Annotated in this window: 12 protein-coding genes and 2 pseudogenes; 10 read left to right on the top strand and 4 right to left on the bottom strand. The window is 73.0% G+C overall.

Annotated elements, in window-relative coordinates; all coding sequences use genetic code 11:
* The first annotated feature begins 4 nt into the window (after positions 1-4).
* Entirely contained in the window at positions 5-1,054 is a 1,050-nt protein-coding gene (locus R4Z62_RS01820; protein ID WP_381744735.1) for a LacI family DNA-binding transcriptional regulator, read from the top strand.
* A 13-nt stretch (positions 1,055-1,067) separates the two neighbouring features.
* Here R4Z62_RS01820 and R4Z62_RS01815 read toward each other — a convergent pair whose 3' ends face one another.
* Positions 1,068-4,154 carry an NPCBM/NEW2 domain-containing protein gene (locus R4Z62_RS01815; protein WP_491518946.1) on the bottom strand — a complete coding sequence of 1,029 codons (3,087 nt, stop codon included), beginning with the start codon at positions 4,152-4,154 and terminating at the stop codon, positions 1,068-1,070.
* A 211-nt stretch (positions 4,155-4,365) separates the two neighbouring features.
* Between R4Z62_RS01815 and R4Z62_RS01810 the strand changes: the two genes are divergently transcribed.
* Positions 4,366-5,298: an aminoglycoside phosphotransferase family protein gene (locus tag R4Z62_RS01810; protein WP_491518945.1), complete on the top strand. Its 933-nt coding sequence runs from the start codon at positions 4,366-4,368 to the stop codon at positions 5,296-5,298.
* 100 nt (positions 5,299-5,398) lie between these two features.
* Here the strand turns inward: R4Z62_RS01810 and R4Z62_RS01805 are convergent.
* Positions 5,399-7,123: pseudogene (locus R4Z62_RS01805) on the bottom strand (MFS transporter).
* 140 nt (positions 7,124-7,263) lie between these two features.
* Positions 7,264-7,722, bottom strand: a complete 459-nt coding sequence (locus tag R4Z62_RS01800; protein ID WP_491518944.1) for a MarR family winged helix-turn-helix transcriptional regulator — start codon at positions 7,720-7,722, stop codon at positions 7,264-7,266.
* Positions 7,723-7,833: 111 nt separating this feature from the next.
* Here R4Z62_RS01800 and R4Z62_RS01795 point away from each other — a divergent pair, with 111 nt between their 5' ends.
* From R4Z62_RS01795 to R4Z62_RS01760, 8 genes and pseudogenes are all read left to right on the top strand, one after another.
* Positions 7,834-9,168: an ATP-binding protein gene (locus R4Z62_RS01795; protein WP_491518943.1), complete on the top strand. Its 1,335-nt coding sequence runs from the start codon at positions 7,834-7,836 to the stop codon at positions 9,166-9,168.
* Positions 9,169-9,196: 28 nt separating this feature from the next.
* Positions 9,197-10,309: a tetratricopeptide repeat protein gene (locus R4Z62_RS01790; RefSeq protein WP_491518942.1), complete on the top strand. Its 1,113-nt coding sequence runs from the start codon at positions 9,197-9,199 to the stop codon at positions 10,307-10,309.
* Between the two features lie 298 nt (positions 10,310-10,607).
* A complete protein-coding gene (locus tag R4Z62_RS01785) occupies positions 10,608-11,504 on the top strand; it encodes a polyphosphate polymerase domain-containing protein (RefSeq protein ID WP_491518941.1) in 897 nt (298 codons plus the stop codon).
* On the top strand, positions 11,501-12,178 hold the full coding sequence (locus R4Z62_RS01780; protein WP_381744743.1) for a DUF4956 domain-containing protein: 678 nt from the start codon (positions 11,501-11,503) through the stop codon (positions 12,176-12,178). Before R4Z62_RS01785 ends, R4Z62_RS01780 begins: the two co-directional genes overlap by 4 nt.
* Positions 12,178-13,884, top strand: coding sequence for a CotH kinase family protein (locus tag R4Z62_RS01775; protein WP_491518940.1), 1,707 nt, complete (start codon positions 12,178-12,180; stop codon positions 13,882-13,884). The genes R4Z62_RS01780 and R4Z62_RS01775 overlap by 1 nt, the downstream gene beginning before the upstream one ends.
* 181 nt (positions 13,885-14,065) lie before the next feature.
* Complete coding sequence (locus tag R4Z62_RS01770; protein WP_491518939.1) at positions 14,066-14,818, top strand: response regulator transcription factor; 753 nt, start codon at positions 14,066-14,068, stop codon at positions 14,816-14,818.
* A 437-nt stretch (positions 14,819-15,255) separates the two neighbouring features.
* Positions 15,256-16,137, top strand: a pseudogene (locus tag R4Z62_RS01765) (sensor histidine kinase); the annotation flags it as partial.
* The gene (locus tag R4Z62_RS01760) at positions 16,034-16,390 is read left to right on the top strand and encodes an ATP-binding protein (RefSeq protein WP_491521821.1); all 357 of its coding nucleotides are present in this window, start codon (positions 16,034-16,036) and stop codon (positions 16,388-16,390) included. The pseudogene R4Z62_RS01765 and the gene R4Z62_RS01760, both read left to right, overlap by 104 nt.
* 75 nt (positions 16,391-16,465) lie before the next feature.
* Here the strand turns inward: R4Z62_RS01760 and R4Z62_RS01755 are convergent, their stop codons facing one another.
* Positions 16,466-17,473, bottom strand: a complete 1,008-nt coding sequence (locus R4Z62_RS01755) for a bile acid:sodium symporter family protein (protein WP_491518938.1) — start codon at positions 17,471-17,473, stop codon at positions 16,466-16,468.
* Positions 17,474-17,555: the final 82 nt, after the last annotated feature.

Here is a 17,555-nt window from a genome sequence, read left to right as displayed (position 1 = left end):
ACCCATGGCGAAGCTCAAGGACGGCGGGGGACGGCCGCCGGGGATGGCGGACGTGGCCCGGGTGGCGGGGGTGTCGGCGCAGACCGTGTCCCGGGTGCTGTCGGGCCACCCCAATGTGCAGGAGAAGACGCGCGCCAAGGTCCTGACCGCGGTGGAGCAGCTCGGCTACCGCCGCAACAACGCGGCCCGCATGCTCTCCTCGGGCCGCAGCCGCACCATCGGCGTGGTGACGCTCCAGACGAACTTCTACTCGCGGGCCGCGGTCACCTCGGGCATCGAGCACGCCGCCGAGGCCGCCGGGTACGCGGTCAGCACCGCGACCACCACCTCGCTGGACACCTCCGCCATCGAGGCCGCCCTGTCCCGCCTGGCCGACCAGGACGTGGAGGGCGTCATCCTGTCGGTGCCGCTGATCCACGGCAGCCCGCGCATCGAGCAGCTCACCCGGGCCACGCCCACCATCACCATCGACGGCTCGCGCACCGATGCCACCGAGGTCGTCGCCATCGACCAGGGCCTGGCCGCCCGGCTGGCCACCCGGCATCTGCTCGACCTCGGCCATGACACGGTCTGGCACATCGCGGGCCCCGAGGAGTGGCTGGAGGCCGCGGCGCGGCGCGATGGCTGGCGCAGCACCCTTCAGGAGGCGGGCCGCCCGGTGCCGCCGCCGCTGGAGGGCGACTGGTCCCCGGCCTCCGGCTACCGCAACGGGCTGATCCTGGGCCGGATCCCGGACGCCACGGCGGTGTTCGTCGCCAGCGACGAGATGGCCTTCGGCGCCATCAGGGCCCTGCACGAGCTGGGGCGCCGGGTGCCCGAGGACATCTCCGTGGTCGGGGTCGACGACATCGAGCTGGCCGAGTACTGCTCGCCGTCCCTGACCACCGTCGCCCAGCCGTTCAGCCAGATGGGCACGCTCGCCGTGGCGCATCTGCTGCGGCTGATCGCCGACCCGGGCGCGGTGCCCGAACCGGCCTCGGTGGACCCGCAGTTGATCGTCCGGGCCAGCACCGCACAGGCCGGTGCCCCGGCCCGGGGGGCCGGGGCACCGTAGCGCGGCGGACCGGTCAGCCCGCGCAGTGGAACTTCGCGTCCGCCCAGTCCCCGTGGTCACCGGACTTGGTGCCGTCCGTGTCGGTCACCACCAGGTGGACATGGCGGGCCCCGGCCAGCGGCACGTTCACCGGCAGCGGGTCCGAGGCGCCGCTGACGGTGGGGGAGGACCACACCTTCTTGCCGTCGGCGACGACCGAGAACGACACCCCGCCGTAGCCGTTGATCTCGTCGTCGACACCGGCGGTCGCGGTCAGCGAGGAGCACTGCCCGCCGAGCCAGAACTCGATGTCGGAGTCCGCGTGCACCCCGATGCCCTTGGCGTACGTGGTGCCGTTCAGGGTGAGCGGACGGCCGTCGTCCGCCGCCGACTCGCCGTTGCTCCGGTCGCGTTCGGCCGGTCCGTAGCCGTTGGTCGAGCCCAGCCAGGCCAGGTCACTGGCCCAGCTGTCGCCCTTGGGCGGCGCGGGCATGGTGCGCAGCGCGGTCCGCGCGGTGGCGGTGTGCTCCTCGCCCGCCGCCCGGTAGCGCGCGCCGCCGCTCAGCACGGCCTCGCCCGCCGTGGCACCGGCCGGGGCGGTCACGGTGAACCGCGCGCTCACCCGGCGGCCCGGCGCGACGCGGCCCAGCTCCTTGGCCGGTGACACCGTCCAGCCCTCGGGCGCGGTCAGGGACAGCCGGGTGGCGGTGGCGCCGGTGCGTCCCGCCGTGAAGTCCACGTTCACCTCGGCGGACACTCCGGCGCCCAGCTCCTCGGGCGCGGTGACCGCGACGTCTCCGGTGGCCCCGGGCACCTTGCCACCCAGCGCGCTCGCCCCGGCGAGGTCGATCCGGAAGCCGTGCGCGGTGCTCAGCGCGCGGGTCTTCACCTGCACGACCCCGGCCCGGTCGGAGGGGTCGTACCACCAGCCCTGGCCGGCCGCGTCGAAGGCGGCCTTCGAGGTGAGACGGGGCAGCGTCCGGCCGTCCAGACCCACGTGGGCCGGGGCCGAACCGGTGTGCACGGTGAAGGCGTACGGGCGGCTCTTCTGCTTGCCGGTGAAGTCACCGGACTCGGCGCCGACCGCGATGCGCACGGACCCGGCGCCGCTGCGCGGGGCGGTCACCGTCACCGGCTGCTCGCCGTACTTCCCGGCGCGGTGCTGCCGGGTGACGCCGTCGTCCTCGTACAGGGTGAAGGTGCTGCGGCCCTGCGGGTAGACGTCCCAGGCCAGCGGGGAGCCGGCGGTGCGGTCCTGGTAGGAGTTGACGCCCGGCCACATCGGGATCGCGGCACCCGCCCTGACGAACAGCGGCAGGGTGTCCAGGGGCGCCTGGTAGCCGTTCACGGTGACCGGCCCGTGGTACGTCCTGCCGGTCCAGTAGTCCACCCAGTCGCCCTTGGGCAGATAGATGCCGTCGCGGACCGAGGTGTCGCTGTAGACCGGCGCGACCAGGAAGTCCTTGCCGGTCAGGAACTCGTACTTGACGGCGTCGCCCGCCGCCTTCGGGTCGTCGGGGTACTCCAGCGCCAGCGGACGCACGGCGCCGACGCCGGTGCGGTTGGCCTCGGCCGCGTACGTGTACATGTACGGCAGCAGCGATTCCTTGAGCTTCAGGTACTTGCGGTTGATGCTGGTGTACGGCTCGCCGTACTGGTAGGGCTGCTTGTCCTTGGCGGCCCAGCCGTCCATGGTCATCACGGCCGGCAGGAAGGACTTCCACTGCAGGTCGCGGGTGTACGTCTTGGCGCTGCCGCCGAAGATGCCGTCCACGTCACCGGAGGTGTAGGCCAGCCCCGACATGGTGGCGCCCGCGTACGTCGGGATCTGCCAGCGGATGTAGTCCCAGCTGCCGGACTGGTCGCCGCTCCACTGCACTCCGCAGCGCTGCGCGCCCGACCAGCTCTCCGGGGCCCAGGTGAAGCCGCGCGCGTCGCTGTTGTCCTCGATGCCCTGGTAGGCGGCCTTGCAGCCGTCCAGCGCGAACTTGTAGCCGTCGCCCACCCAGGCCACGTCCAGCTTGGCCACCCGCTGGCCCGCCTTGACCTGGTCGGCCAGCTTGTCCAGGCCGTCCTCGGTCCACAGACCCATCTGCATCTTGCGGGAGTTGAGGCCCTTGGCGGTCTCGGCGAGGTTCTCGTAGCCGCAGCCGTAGCCGTCGTTGACGAGCATCCAGCCCAGCGGCATGTCGTTCTTGGCGTAGTCGTCGGCGACCTTGAGCGCGTCCAGGGTGTGCCGCTCGCCGCGGTTGGCGTTGTGCAGATAGCAGTCCGAGTCGCCCACCTCCAGGCCGTAGACCGGCGGGAGCATCGGGCGGCCGGTCAGCTTTGTGTACTGGCCGATGACGTCCTTGGCGGTGTTCCCGGCGAAGTAGTAGGCGTCGAAGCGGTTCTCCCGCTCGGTGGTGGTGACCGGGTCGGTGAAGGCGTAGGTGCCGGGCGCGTAGGTGTTGCGGTAGACGCCGTAGCCCGCCGAGGAGAGGTAGAACGGCACCGAGTTGGGGTGGCCGCCCTCGTTCCAGTTGTAGTCGACGCCGACCTGGAGCGTCTTGCCGCGGTGCGAGGTGTTGCCGCTGCCGTTCTGCTCGCCCGTGCCGTAGAACTGCTCGTCGGCGCCGCGCGCCAGGGTCTGGGTGGTGGAGGTGCCGTCCCAGCTGATGCCGCGCGACTCCTCCCAGAGCCGGGTGCCGTCGGCGCGGTACAGGCCGAACCGCAGCGCCGACTTGTAGGCGCGCAGGGTCACCTTGTCCGTGGACAGCTCGTAGCGGTCGCCGCGGTCGCGCCAGCGGGTGGCGGGCGCCTTGCCCTGGGGCAGCACGATGTCGGCGCCGACCGGGTCGGTGAACGTGCCGTCGGGGGCGACCTCGATGCGGAAGGTGTCGGCCGTGACGAAGGTGACCCGCGCCTTGGCCGTGCCCGCCGTGAACGTGTAGGCGGCGCCGGAGTGCGCGAAGCCGGTGACCGCGCCGATCACGGAGGAGGCCGTGGCACCGGCCGACTCGGCCGCCAGGGCCGGTGCCGAGGGACCGGCCGTGGTCGCGAGCACCGCGAGCACGGCCGCGGCCGCCAGTGCCGCCCCCGAGGAGCGGCGGGCCTTTCGTCTGCGGGGTGGAGCGGTCATGTCGATCCCTTCGCACACGTCACTGAACCGGACAATGATGATTGAACGTGCTTGGTAGGGTGCTCAAACAAGCAGAATCAATCACGCGAAGAAGGTATAGCGCACCGCCGTCCCGCTGACCAGAGTGCGCACCGACCCGTTCGACGGGCCTTTCCCGGTAAGGGAATTGCCGGTTCCCGGCAGTGCGCGGGGCCGCCGGTAGGGTGCACGGATGATCGTGATTCCGGAGGCCCTGGCCCGGGGCACCGTCGAGCGCGAGGGGGCGCCCGGGGCGGCCTGGATCGCCCGGCTGCCCGCGCTGGCGGAAGAGCTGACGCGGCGCTGGGGGTGCGTGCCCGACGGGGCGGTGCTGCACGGGGGAGTCGGTCTTGTGGTCCCCGTGCTCCGGCCCGGCGGGCGGCCCGCCGTGCTCAAGGTGTCCTTTCCGCACCCCGGCAACGTCCATGAGCCGGACGCGTTCGCCGCCTGGCGCGGGCGTGGCGCCGTCCTGCTGCACGCGCGCGACGACGCGCGCTACGCGCTGCTGCTGGAGCGGGCCGGGACCACGCCCCTGGGCCGGCTCGCGGACGGTGACGAACTGGTGGCGGTCGCGGGCCGGCTCAGCCGACGGCTGGCCGTCCCGGCACCGCCGGGGCTGCCCCGGCTCGCTGACCGTGTCCCCGAGTGGGAGGCACAACTGGAAGCAGACGCCCGGGAGTTGCCGCACCGCCTCGCGCCGAGGACGCTGGGCGCGGCGCTCGCCACCGTCCGTGAACAGGGCCGCGCCCAGCCGGAGCTGCTCGTCCACGGGGACCTGCACGCCGGGAACATCCTGCCCGGCGAGCGGGAACCGTGGCTCGCCGTCGACCCCAAGGGATACGCGGGGGATCCCGCCTACGACGGCGGGACACTGCTCAAGTCCCGGGCGCTGTCCCTCATCGGTGCCGACGACCTCGGCAGGGCCGCGCGGCGGATCGTGGACGTCTTCTCCGAGGCCGCGGGACTCGACCGCGCACGCGTCCTGCGGTGGGCCCAGCTCCACGCCGTCCAGGCGGCGTTCTGGGGGCGCCGCCATGGGTTCCGGATGGCCCGCCGGGGAGCGGAGCTCGACCGGATCACGGCGTTCGCCGAGGTGCTGGCGGAACTGCTCGCCGGGGGAGCGTAGAGCCCGCGGAGTCCGCAGGGCGCGCGGGGAGGGTCCGGGGACACCGGCGGGCCGCGGCGCCCGGGTGCGCCGCGGCCCGTGCGGTACCGGACCGGCCGGGTCAGACCACGCTGTCGCGCAGCTCGCTCAGCGCGTCCTCGGTCAGCTCCCGGGGAGCGCTGTCGGCGTCGACGAGGACGACCGTGCACTCGGCGGCGCGGGTGAGGGCGGCGGTGAAGCTGCCGTCGGCGAACTGCGCGAGCGGCCCGCGCGGCGAGCGGCCCACGGCGACCGCGCGCGCCCCGACTCCGGCGGCGTGCCGGGCCAGGGCGCGGCCCGCGGCGGCGTGGTCGCCGACGCCGGTCAGGATCTGGCCGGAGGCGGCGACCCCCTGGGCGGCGAGCCGGTCGAGGTGGGCGGTGACCGTGGCCCGCGCCCGCTCGTCGGACTCGGTGTCGACGGCCTGCTCCTCCACCACGGCCGTCTCCTCGACGTGCACGACCTCCAGCGGGCTGCCGGTGTGTCACGGGCGATGCGGGCGGCGGCGTCGACGACGGCGGCGGCCCCGTCATGGGCGCCGACGGCGACGACGACCGGCCGGGCACCGGCCGCGGCCGGGGTGCCCACGGGGGTGAGCGCCGACGTCACGGGCTCGCCCTCACCGGTGTGCGCCTCGGCCCGGCGCAGCAGTCCGTGTCCCGCTGGCGAGGACCGGGATGGCGAGCAGGAAGGTGGCGGCGCCCAGGTAGAAGGGGACGCTGAGGTCGGTGGCGTCGGCCAGCTTCCCGGCGACGTAGGGCGCCAGGCCGCCGCCGATGAAGCGCAGGAAGCCGTACGCGGAGGAGGCCACGGGGCGCTCGACCGGCGAGACGAGCATGACCGCCTGGGTGGTGAGGGTGTTGTTGATGCCGATGAACGCGCCGCTGACGATGACCGCGACGATGACGACGGTGGGGGTGGACACCCCGGCCGCGATGACCGCCATCACGATGCCGAGGCCCAGCAGGTTGGCGTACAGGACCGGTGCGGTGCCGTAACGCGCCTGGAGGCGGGGCGCGAAGAAGACGCTGAACGCGGCGACCAGCAGGCCCCAGCCGGTGAAGACGAGCCCGAGTTCATGGGCGTTCAGCTTCATCGGGTACGGCGCGTAGCCGAGCATCGTGAAGAAGCCCCAGTTGTACAGCAGCGCCATGATGCCCATGGTCAGCAGCCCGCGGTGGCGCAGCGCCTTGAGCGGGGCGAGCGGCGAGGTGGGCCGCTTCGGCTTGGGCAGCGAGGGCACGAAGACGAGGGTGGCGACCAGCGCGATGGCCATGAGGACGGCCACGCCGAAGAACGGGCCGCGCCAGCTGACGGCGCCCAGTTCGCCGCCGAGCAGCGGGCCGACCGCGATGCCGAGGCCGAGCGCGGTCTCGTACAGGATGATCGCGCCCGCGAAGCCGCCGCTGGCGGAGGCGACGATCACGGCCAGCGAGGTCGCGATGAACAGGGCGTTGCCGAGGCCCCAGCCGGCCCGGAAGCCGACGATGCCGTCGATGGAGCCGGTGCAGCCGGCCAGCGCCGCGAAGACGACGATGACGGCCAGACCTATGACGAGGGTGCGCTTGGCGCCGAAGCGGCTGGAGAACCAGCCGACGAACAGCATCGCCACGGCGGTGACGATCAGATAGCTGCTGAACAGCAGCGAGACCTGGCTCGGCGTGGCGTGCAGGCTCTCCGCCAGGGCGGGCAGGATCGGGTCGACCAGGCCGATCCCCATGAACGAGATCACGCAGGCGAACGCCACGGCCCAGACGGCCTTCGGCTGCCGGAACGGGCTGGCCGTCTTTCCGTGCGGTGCACTCATTACCGCTTCTCTCCACTCGGGTGTGTCGATGGAACGCTCTCGGGGCCCGGCGGGGCGGGCCGCCGCTCTGGCGGAACGGGGGCGGGTGCGCCGCGCCCGTACGGCACGGGCCGGTCCGGCGCACGCCGGGGAGGTGCGTGTCAGGAAGGCGCGGGCCGGTCCTGGACGGCGCGGGCCAGCGCGGGCAGGGCGACGCGCACCGCGTGCCGCTCGGGCCCGGTCAGTTCGCCGACGAGCCGTTCCAGGGCCCGCATCCGCTCGGCCCGCCGCTGCCGGTAGACCTCCAGGCCGGTCTCGGTGGCCTCCACCAGGACGCCCCGGCCGTCGGTCCGGTCGGCGGTGCGCCGCACCAGGCCCGCACGCTCCAGACGGGTGACGAGCTGGGTCATGTTGGGCTGCGAGGCGTTCTCCGCGCGGGCGAGTTCGGTGAGCCGCTGCGGCCCCTCGCGGCCCAGCCGCCCGAGCGCCATGGAGGCCGCGGTGCTCAGACCGCCGGCCGTGGCGCTCTGGCGCACGTACCGGACCATCTGCTCCACGGCGGTCATCAGGTCCTCGGCGGTCGCGTCCGCCTCCGGCTGGTCCATAACCCGCTTATGCATAAGCACATTATGCATCTACGTGTACGGTGAAGCAAAATTCGCGGGGCGGGCCGGGAGCGGACCCGGGGGCGGGGCGCGGGCGGTGATCACGGCCTCCGTAGGCTGGACGCCATGGCGGAAGACTCTCCCTTGATCCAGAGCCTGCGATCGGCCGTCGCGGCGGCACCCGCGGACGTACCCCTGCGCCTGCACCTGGCCGAACTGCTCCTCGGCGCGGGCCGGGGCGACGCGGCGGTCGCCGAGGTCGCCGTGGCCCTCCAGCACGCGCCCGGCGACGCCCAGGCCCGGGAGCTGATGGCGCGCGCCATGGGCATGCCGCAGCAGCCCGCGTCCGCGCCCGCGCCCACCTCCGAGCCGCCGGCCGCCTCCGAGCCGCCGACCCCGGCCGGGCTCCCGTCCGCGCCCGCGCAGGAGTCCGCCGCGCCGCAGGATCCCCGGCCGCCCGCCCCGGAGGGCTTCGACTGGCGGGCGGCCGAGGAGCAGGTCGGCGACATCGTGCCGCCGCGCTTCGCCGAGACCCCGTCGGCCGCCGACGGGCAGGACGACCCGGGCGGCGCCGGCGCCTGGGACGTGGACGCGCCCGGCACCGTGCGCCTCGCCGACGTCGGCGGGATGCGGGAGGTCAAGGACCGGCTGGAGGCAGCCTTCCTCGCGCCCATGCGCAACCCCGGACTGCGCAGGCTCTACGGCAAGAGCCTGCGCGGCGGACTGCTGCTGTACGGGCCGCCCGGCTGCGGCAAGACGTTCATCGCCCGCGCGGTCGCCGGTGAACTCGGCGCGGGCTTCCTGTCCGTGTCCGTCAACGACGTCCTGGACATGTGGGTCGGCAACTCCGAGCGCAACATGCACGAGATCTTCGAGACGGCCCGCCGCCAGGCGCCCTGCGTGGTCTTCCTCGACGAACTGGACGCGCTCGGCGCCAAGCGCAGCCGCACCGCGCACAGCGGCATGCGCAACACCGTCAACCAGTTGCTCACCGAGCTGGACGGCATCGACTCGGCGGCCAACGAAGGGGTGTTCGTGCTCGCCGCGACCAACGTCCCCTGGGACGTGGACCTCGCCCTGCGCCGCCCCGGACGCCTGGACCGCACCCTGCTCGTCCTGCCGCCCGACGCCCCGGCGCGCGAGGCGGTCCTCCGCTACCACCTGCGCGAACGACCCGTCGAGAACATCGACCTGGTCCGCCTGGCCAAGGCCACCGACGGCTTCTCCGGGGCCGACCTCGCCCATGTGTGCGAGGCCGCCGCCGAGCGCGCCCTGCTCGACTCCGCGCGCACCGGCACCGTCCGGATGATCGGCACGAAGGACCTGCTGGCCGCGGCCCAGGACGTGGTGCCCTCCACCGGCCCCTGGTTCGCCTCGGCCCGCAACGTGGCGATGTTCGCCAACGAGGGCGGCATGTACGACGACCTGGTCGCCTATCTGAAGAAGAAGCGGAAGCTGTGACCGCCGTCCGGAGGGGAGCGGACCGGCCGTGACCACCGCGCACCCGGCGGTCGGCCGGGCCGACGGGCTCCTGGGCCTCGGGCGGTACGAGGAGGCCGCGGCCCTGCTGGGCGGCCATCTCGCCGAGTACCCCGACGACGCCCGCGCCTGGCTGCTGCTCGGCCGCGCCCGGCACGCCCTCCAGCGGCACCGCGAAGCCCTCGACGCCTGCGACGAGGCGCTCGGCGCCGACCCGCACTACGTCGACGCGCTGATCCTGCGCGGCACCGTGCTGCGGCACGTCGACGGCCGCTTCGAGGAGGCCGAGGAGGCGCTGCGCGCGGCGGTGCGCCTCGCCCCGCACCACTGGTACCCGTACGCCCGGCTCGCCGACCTCGTCTTCCGGGCCCGGCTGGTCCGCCGCGGCCAGGCCAGGGGCGGACAGCTGGAGGCGCGGGACCTGACCGAACTGGCCGCGGAGCCGGCCGCCCTCGCGCGCGAGGCGCTGCGGCTGGGTCCGGAGGAGGTGTACGCCCATGAGGTCGCCCAGCTGATCGCCCGGCTGTCGGGCGACGCGGCCGCCGCCGACGCGCTGGACCGGGCGATCCTGCGGCTCGACCCGCAGCACCCGGAGGCGCTGGCCAGGCGCACCCGCAAGGTGGCGAGCGCGGCCGGTGTCAGGGCCGCCGAGGCGGCCGCCCTGTACGCGGACGCGCTCGCCGTCACCCCCGGCTCCGCCGCCCTGCGGCAGGGCCTGGACCACGCCTCCTACCGCCTGCTGCGCGGGACCCGCTGGCTCGCCCTGCTCTGTGTGGCGCTCGCCGGCGCCGGTGTCGGGCTGTTCTCCTCGGACACCTCCCGCGCGCTGCCCCTCTCGCCGGGGCAGCGGCTGTGGGACCTCGTTCCGATGGCGGTGATCTGGGGCGTGGGCGCGCTGCTGCGCTACCGCGGGCTGCGCGCGGGCGTGCGGATCAATCTGGTCTCGCTGGTCCGCCGTCGTCTGTGGCCGCGGATCGTCCTGGGCCAGGCCGCCTGGGCGATGGTCTGCGCCCTGCTGCTCACCCAGGTGCCGTGGACGGAGCGCACCGGGCCCGAGTTCCTGTTCTGGACCGGCCTGCTGCCCACCTTCGTGACGCTCTGGTTCGACCGGAAGATGGGCTGACCCCCGCTTCCCCGACGGCTCCTTCTGCTCTTCCGTCGCCTTTTCAGCACTTCCTGGCACTTCCCTTTCTTCCGTGCTTTTCGCTTCTTTTCCTTCTTTTTCTTCTTTTTCTTGCGGTCCTTCTTTCTTGTGTTCCTGCTGCTTTCCGGTCGGCCGCGGAGCGTGCTTCACCTCTCGTTCATCTTTCGGCCATTTACAGGACTCCTGGAATCGACCCGCGATTCTCATCGGCTCCTCATGTGCCCTTGGTTGCGTATGGCCGGGGCGGGCGGTCGGCGACGTATGAGCGAGGAGGCGCATGGTGTCCGTGTCTGAGGTGGCCGCGAGCGGTGACGAGGGGAGCGAGGAGCCGCTGCATGTGGCCAGCCGGTTGCACGCGTTCAACCGGTTCGAGCTGAAATACCTGGTCCCGGTGGAGCAGGCCGCGGAGATCCGGGACGAACTGGCCGAGCGGATGGACCGGGATCTGCACAGTCCGGTCGGCGGTTACGGCGTGTGGAGCCTGTACTACGACAGCCCCCGGCTCCGTTTCTACTGGGAGAAGATCGAGGGCCTGAAGTTCCGCCGCAAGCTGCGCATCCGGCATTACGGCGACCTCGACGGGGTCACCGAGGAATCCCCGGTCTGCGTGGAGATCAAGCAGCGGGTGAACCGGGTCACGCAAAAGCGCCGTATCACCCTTCCCTACGCCGTGGCACGGCAGTTGTGCGACGACCGCGAACTGGTGGAGCACTCCGCGAAGGAGCGTGCCTTCGTCCAGGAGGTCCTCGAACTGGTCGTGCGGCTCGATCTGCGGCCCACCGCGATCACCGGCTACCAGCGCGAGGCACTGGTCGGCCGGGCCGCCGACACCGGGCTGCGGGTCACCTTCGACCGGCGGATCCGGGGCCGGGACCGCAACTTCCACTTCGGCACGCGGACGCCGGAGAACCGGTTCACGGTCCCGCCGCACCTGTCGGTCATGGAGATCAAGGTGAACGAGCGCACCCCGCACTGGATCACCGACCTGGCCGCCCGCCGCAATCTCAACCTCGTCCGCGTCTCGAAGTACGTGCAGTCCATCGAGGCGTTCGGCCTGGCACCCCGCTCGGTCTTCCACATCGGCGAGACGGACGTCCCGCCGCACCCCACCACCGAAGGTCTGCCGCAGCAGCGGCCGGCGCGGAACGCGTCGTTGAAGGTAGGAGCACAGTGAACTTCGACTTGCAGGAACTCAGTGGCACGTTCAGCGTGGCCGACGTCGTGGTGGCGATGGTGCTGTCCTTCGTCCTGTCCACCCTGATCGGCTACGTGTACCGGTACACGCACCGCAATGTCTCCTACAGCCAGTCCTACGTGCAGACACTCGTGATCGTCGGCATGATCGTCGCGCTGATCATGCTGGTCGTCGGCTCGAACCTGGCGCGGGCCTTCTCCCTGGTCGGCGCCTTGTCCGTGGTCCGCTTCCGCAACGCCGTCAAGGAGACCAGGGACGTCGGGTTCATCTTCCTGGCGATGGCGATCGGCATGGCCTGCGGCGCCCGGTTCTACACGCTGGCCGCCGTCGGCGCGGTGGTCGTCTGCGCCGTCGTCGTCGTGATGTTCAAGTTCGACTGGTTCGCGCTGAACGTGCAGCGGCAGGTCGTCAAGGTCCAGGTGCCGGCCGGTGAGGACCACACGCCGCAGATCAGGGACGTACTGATCAAGTACACCAGCGAGTTCGAGCTGGTGAGCACCGAGACCATCCGCGGCGGCGCGCTGACCGAGGTCTTCTACACGGTGCGGCTGAAGAAGGGCGCCGAACCCGGCGACCTGGTCAGCGCGCTCCAGGAGCGGACGTCCGGCCAGCGGGTCACGGTCCTGACCGGTTACGACACCACGGATCTGTGATGGCCGAAGACACCCCCGTGCGGCGCGGGCGGAGGCTGCGCGACCGGCTCCCCGTACGGCTGCGCCACCACTGGAGACCCGCCGCGAGCCTGGGCGTGGGACTGGCCGCGATGGTGGTCTTCCTGGGCGACGCGCGGATCTCCCCGTACGTCACGTCGTCCTCCCGGGCCGAGGGCGACCCCATCACCGACGACGTCCGAGGCTCGGTGGACCTGTACGACACATCGGTCCCGCACTCGATCCAGCTCACCTACCGGCAGACCGAGTTCGACAAGATGATGAAGGAGTTCAAGAAGGACGGCACCAAGGACTACATCGAGGCCGACCTCGTCGTCGACGGCGTCTACCTCAACGACGTCGGGATCCGCCTCAAGGGCAATTCCACGCTGTCCTCCCTGCGGGGCGGCCGGGGTCTGCCGGGCGGCGGCCGCGAGCTGCCCGGTGCCCCCCAGGGCGCCGCGGCGGGCGGCCGGGCGGCCGGCGCTCCCACGGCCGGCGCCCCCGGGGCGGGCGCGGGGGCGCAGCGCGGCCAGGGGCGGCCCGCGGGCGACGGGCCCGGCGGCATGGGCGGGATGGTGCAGTATGACCTCTCGCCGAGCAGACCGGAGGAGCTGCCCTGGCTGGTCAAGATCGACGAGTATGTGGAGGGCCGCGCCTACCAGGGCGAGCGGGAGATCTCGCTGCGTCCCGGCAGCAACGGCCAAGTCCCCCTCAACGAGGCGCTGTCCCTCACCCTGACCGGGAAGAGCGGGCAGAAGGCCGAGCGGTACGGCTTCACCGAGCTGAAGGTGAACAACCGGCCCGCCGCCACCCGGCTCATGGTCGAGGCGCCCGACACCGACTACGCGGCCGACGTCGGCGACGGCAACGGCGTGCTGTACAAGGCGAAGGCGGGCGGCAGCTTCGAGTACCGCGGCGAGGACCCGACCGAGTACGAGACCTCCTTCGCCCAGCTCAACAAGAAGGGCAGCCAGGACCTCGAACCGGTGATGCGGCTCATCAAATGGGTCAACGGCGCCTCGGACGAGGAGTTCGCCCGGGACCTCGGCAGGTATGTCGACGTCGATTCGCTGGCCGCCTACCTGGCGGCACAGAACCTGCTGCTGAACTTCGACGACATGGCCGGTCCCGGCAAGAACTACTTGCTGTGGTACGACCTGGACACCAGGAAGTTCTCCGTCCTGGGCTGGGACTACAACCTCACCTTCAGCGGTGACGCGAAGGCGGGCCCGGACGACTCCGTCGGCATGCCGGGCGGAGGGCCCGGGGGAGCGGCGGGCGGCACGCCCGGAGGGACACCCGGCAAGGCGCCGGAGGGGATGCCGGACCAGCCACCGGAAGGGATGCCGGACCAGGCGCCGCAGGGTATGCCCGAGAAGGCGCCGGAAGGCATGCCCGGCGGGGCGGCCGGCGGCGGCGGGGGCGCGGACGCACCGGCGGGCCGAGGGGGCTTCATGCAGCACGTCCTGAAGACCAGGTTCCTCGGGTCGGACGCCTTCGACGCCGTCTACAAGAAGGCGTACCAGCGGCTCTACCGGGAGTTCTACGGCTCGGGCGAGGCGGACCGGCAGCTGAAGTCCCTCGCGGAACAGGTGCGCGCCACCGGCGCCGCGTCCAAGGAGCTGGACACCGCGCTGACCAAGCTCACCAAGACCGTCACCGACCGCACCCGGGCCCTGGCCGGGGACAAGGAGGTGACCGGCTGACCGGCCCGGCGCCCCGGGCCGCCCGCCACGGCGGAGCCGCCCGGGGCGCCGGACCCCTTGCCGCACCGCACCCAGGGCGGCTCACAAGAACCGCACAGCCGCGCCGCCTACCCTTGCGCGGGCCGAGGCCGCGACCGCCCGGCCCCGCTCCCGCCCCGTCCGTATCCCGAGGTGCCAGCACGTGACCGACCCGCACAGCTCACCGCGCACGTCCGCCGCCGGGCACACGGTCCTGGTGGTGGAGGACGACGCCAGCATCCGCGCCCTGCTCACCTCCGCGCTCGGCGTGGCCGGATACGCCGTGGCGAGCGCGGCCAGCGGACAGGAGGCCATGGCCGAGGCCGCGGGCCGCCGTCCCCATCTGATCGTCCTGGACGTCGTGCTGCCCGACACCGACGGCTTCCGGCTCACCCGCGAGCTGCGCGCACAGGGCGTGTACACCCCGGTGCTGTTCCTCACCGCACGGACCGGGGTCGAGGACCGGATCATCGGCCTCAGCTCGGGCGGCGACGACTACGTCACCAAGCCCTTCCACGTCCAGGAGGTGCTGCTGCGCATCCGCGCCATCCTGCGCCGCAGCAACGCCCCCGCCTCCACCACCGGCAGCAGCCCGCCCCTGCGCTACGCCGACCTCACCCTGGACGCGGCCACCCGCGACGTACGGCGCGCCGGCCATCCGCTGAAGCTCTCGCCCACCGAGTTCCGGCTGCTGGCCTGTCTGCTGGCCCACCCCGAACGGGTGCTGGAGAAGGCCGAGATCCTCCAGCAGGTCTGGCGCTACGACTTCTCCGGCGACACCCGTATCGTCGACACCTACATCAAGAACCTGCGCCGCAAGGTGGACCGCTTTCCTCCCGCGCTGATCCACACCGTGCGCGGGGTCGGCTACTGCCTGCGGCTGCCGCGCGACGACACGCGCGCGGCCGGCCGGTGAGAGGGCTGCGCCGGCTGCGCCCGCGGTCCCTGCGCAGCCGCCTGGTGCTGCTCTCCTGCCTGCTGGCCACCGGCGCCGTCCTGCTGTGCCAGCTCGCCGGGCTGACGGTCCTGCGCGGCTGGCTCACCGACCAGGTGGACCACCGGCTCTCCCACTTCCGCCCCCCGGACGGGGTCTACGAGGACCTGGCCGCGGGTACGGCGCCACGGCCGCCCCGCCCGGACGACGCGCTGCCCTCGGACTACCGCGTCTACTTCTACGACACCGGCGGCAACCTGCTGCCCGCGTCGCTGGGCAGCGACGACGGCCCCGGACCCAGGCTGCCGCGGCACGCGGCGGAACTGGATCTGCCGGCCGGGCGCCCGAGCACCGTCGCGGCCGAGGACGGGTCCCCGGGCTCCGGCTGGCGCGTGATCGCCTACCCCGGGCCCGACCGGATGCGCACCGTCGTGGCCCTGCCGCTGGACACCGTGGACGGCGCCACCGCGAAACTCCTCTGGCTGAGCCTCGGTCTCGGCGCCGCCGTCGCCGTCACGGTCGGCGCCCTCGGCAGCAGCGCCGTCCGGCTCGGGCTGCGGCCGCTGACCCGCGTCGAGCACACCGCCCAGCGCATCACCGAGGGCGCCCTGGAACTCAACGTCCCGGTGGCCGAACCGGACACCGAGGTCGGCCGGCTCGGCCGGGCCCTGAACACCATGCTCGACCGTCTGCGCACCGCCCTGCACCGCACGGAGACCTCCGAGGCGCGGCTGCGCCACTTCATGGCGGACGCCGGGCACGAGCTGCGCACCCCGCTCACCGCCATCCAGGGGTTTGCCGAACTCCTCCTCGACGAACCCGGCATGTCCGACCGGAGGCGCCAGGAGGCGCACGCTCTGATCGCGCACAACGCCGACCGCATGAGCCGGCTCGTCGACGACCTGTTCCTGCTCGCCAAGCTCGGTGACGCCCCGGTGGCGCACCGGGAACCGGTCGACCTGCTCTCCCTCGCGGCCGACGCCATTGCCACCACCGCGGTACGCCACCCCCACCGGGCCATCGCCCTGGAACCGCTCGTGACCCGCCCCGCTGAGGCCGAACACGCCCTGGACGTCATCGAGGCGCCCGGCGACCCGCACCAGCTGGCACAGGTCGTGGGCAATCTGCTCTCCAACGCCTGTGTCCACACACCCGCGGGCAGCGGCGTCCGGGTCCGGGTCGGCGCCACTCGCGCCGATGCCGCCGGGGGGACCCTCGGCAGCGGCTGGAGGCTGCCGCCCGGCAGCCCCGTCTGTGTCGTCGAGGTCGCGGACGACGGCCCCGGCATCCGCCCCGACGAGGCCCCGCACGTCTTCGAACGCTTCTTCCGCGACCCCGCCCGGCCCCTGCGGGGGAGCGGCCACCGGGCCCGGCGCCGAACCGGGGTCCGGCCTCGGGCTCGCCATCGCCGCCGCCATCGCGGCGGCGCACGGCGGACGCCTCGAACTGGACAACCGGCCCGGCCGCGGCTGCACCTTCCGGTTGCTGCTGCCGGACGCCACGGCCCCGGCGGGCCGCGCCGACGAGCAGGCCGACGAGCCGTGGCACGGCTGACCCGTCCCTCCTGGCGTCCGCTCCGGCGGCGGACGCCAGGACGGAGGCCAGGAGGGACGGGTCAGCCGCGGAGCATCATCCCTCGGCGGCCTCTGCCGCGCGGGGGGTGCGCCGGGCCATCCACGCGGCGACCAGCGCGCCGGAGATGTTGTGCCAGACGGAGAAGACGGCGGCGGGCAGGGCGGCCAGCGGGCTGAAGTGGGCGGTGGCGAGCGAGGCGGCGAGGCCGGAGTTCTGCATGCCGACCTCGAAGGCCATCGCGCGGGAGGCGGGCCGGCCGAGCCGGGTGAGCCTGCCGCAGCCGTAGCCGAGGGCGAGCCCGCAGCCGTTGTGCAGCACGACCGCCAGCAGGACGGTGAGGGCGGCGGACTTCAGTGCGTGCGCGCTGCCCGCGACGACCACCGCGACGATCGCGGCGATGGCCAGCGAGGACAGCCACGGCATGGCGCCGAGCACCCGGCCGATGTACCGCCCGGCGACCAGGCGCACCACCACACCGCCGAGCACGGGCAGCAGCACCGTCTTGAGGATGTCGGTCACCATCGAGCCCGCGTCGACGGGCAGGTACTGGCCCGCGAGCAGCAGGGTGAGCGGCGGGGTCAGCAACGGGGCCAGCACGGTGGAGACGGTCGCCACGGAGACCGACAGGGCCACGTCGCCGCGGGCCAGGTAGGTGACCACGTTGGAGGCGGTGCCGCTGGGCGCGCAGCCGACGAGGATGACACCGGCGGCGAGCGCGGGCGACAGGTGCAGCAGGTGCGCGATCAGCCAGCCGAGTCCCGGCATGATCACGTAGTGGGCGGCCAGACCGAGCAGGACCACCCAGGGCCGTCGCGCCACGCCCTTGAAGTCCTCCAGGGACATGGTGAGCCCCATGCAGAACATGATCACGCCGAGCAGATAGGGCACGTCGGTGCCGTATCCGGCGAAGGTGCCGGGGAAGGCGAGACCGGCGGCGCCCGCGGCGATGACGAGGACGGGGAAGACGGTGACGGCCCGGCGGGCGGCGCGGTCGGCAGGGGAGGTCCCGGCCGGGGGCGTGGGGGTACCGGTGGGGGCGGTCGGGGTGTCTGGGCTGCGCATAAGACGCATGTAAATACCATGTATCAATATGCGGCAACGCTGTCTCATTATCCGGACGCTGTGGTGGGGTGGGCCGATACGC

This window comes from Streptomyces sp. PL-25, assembly GCF_058344915.1.
The sequence above is the reverse complement of the archived record's forward strand: the minus strand, read 5'-3'. Positions and strand labels throughout refer to the sequence as shown.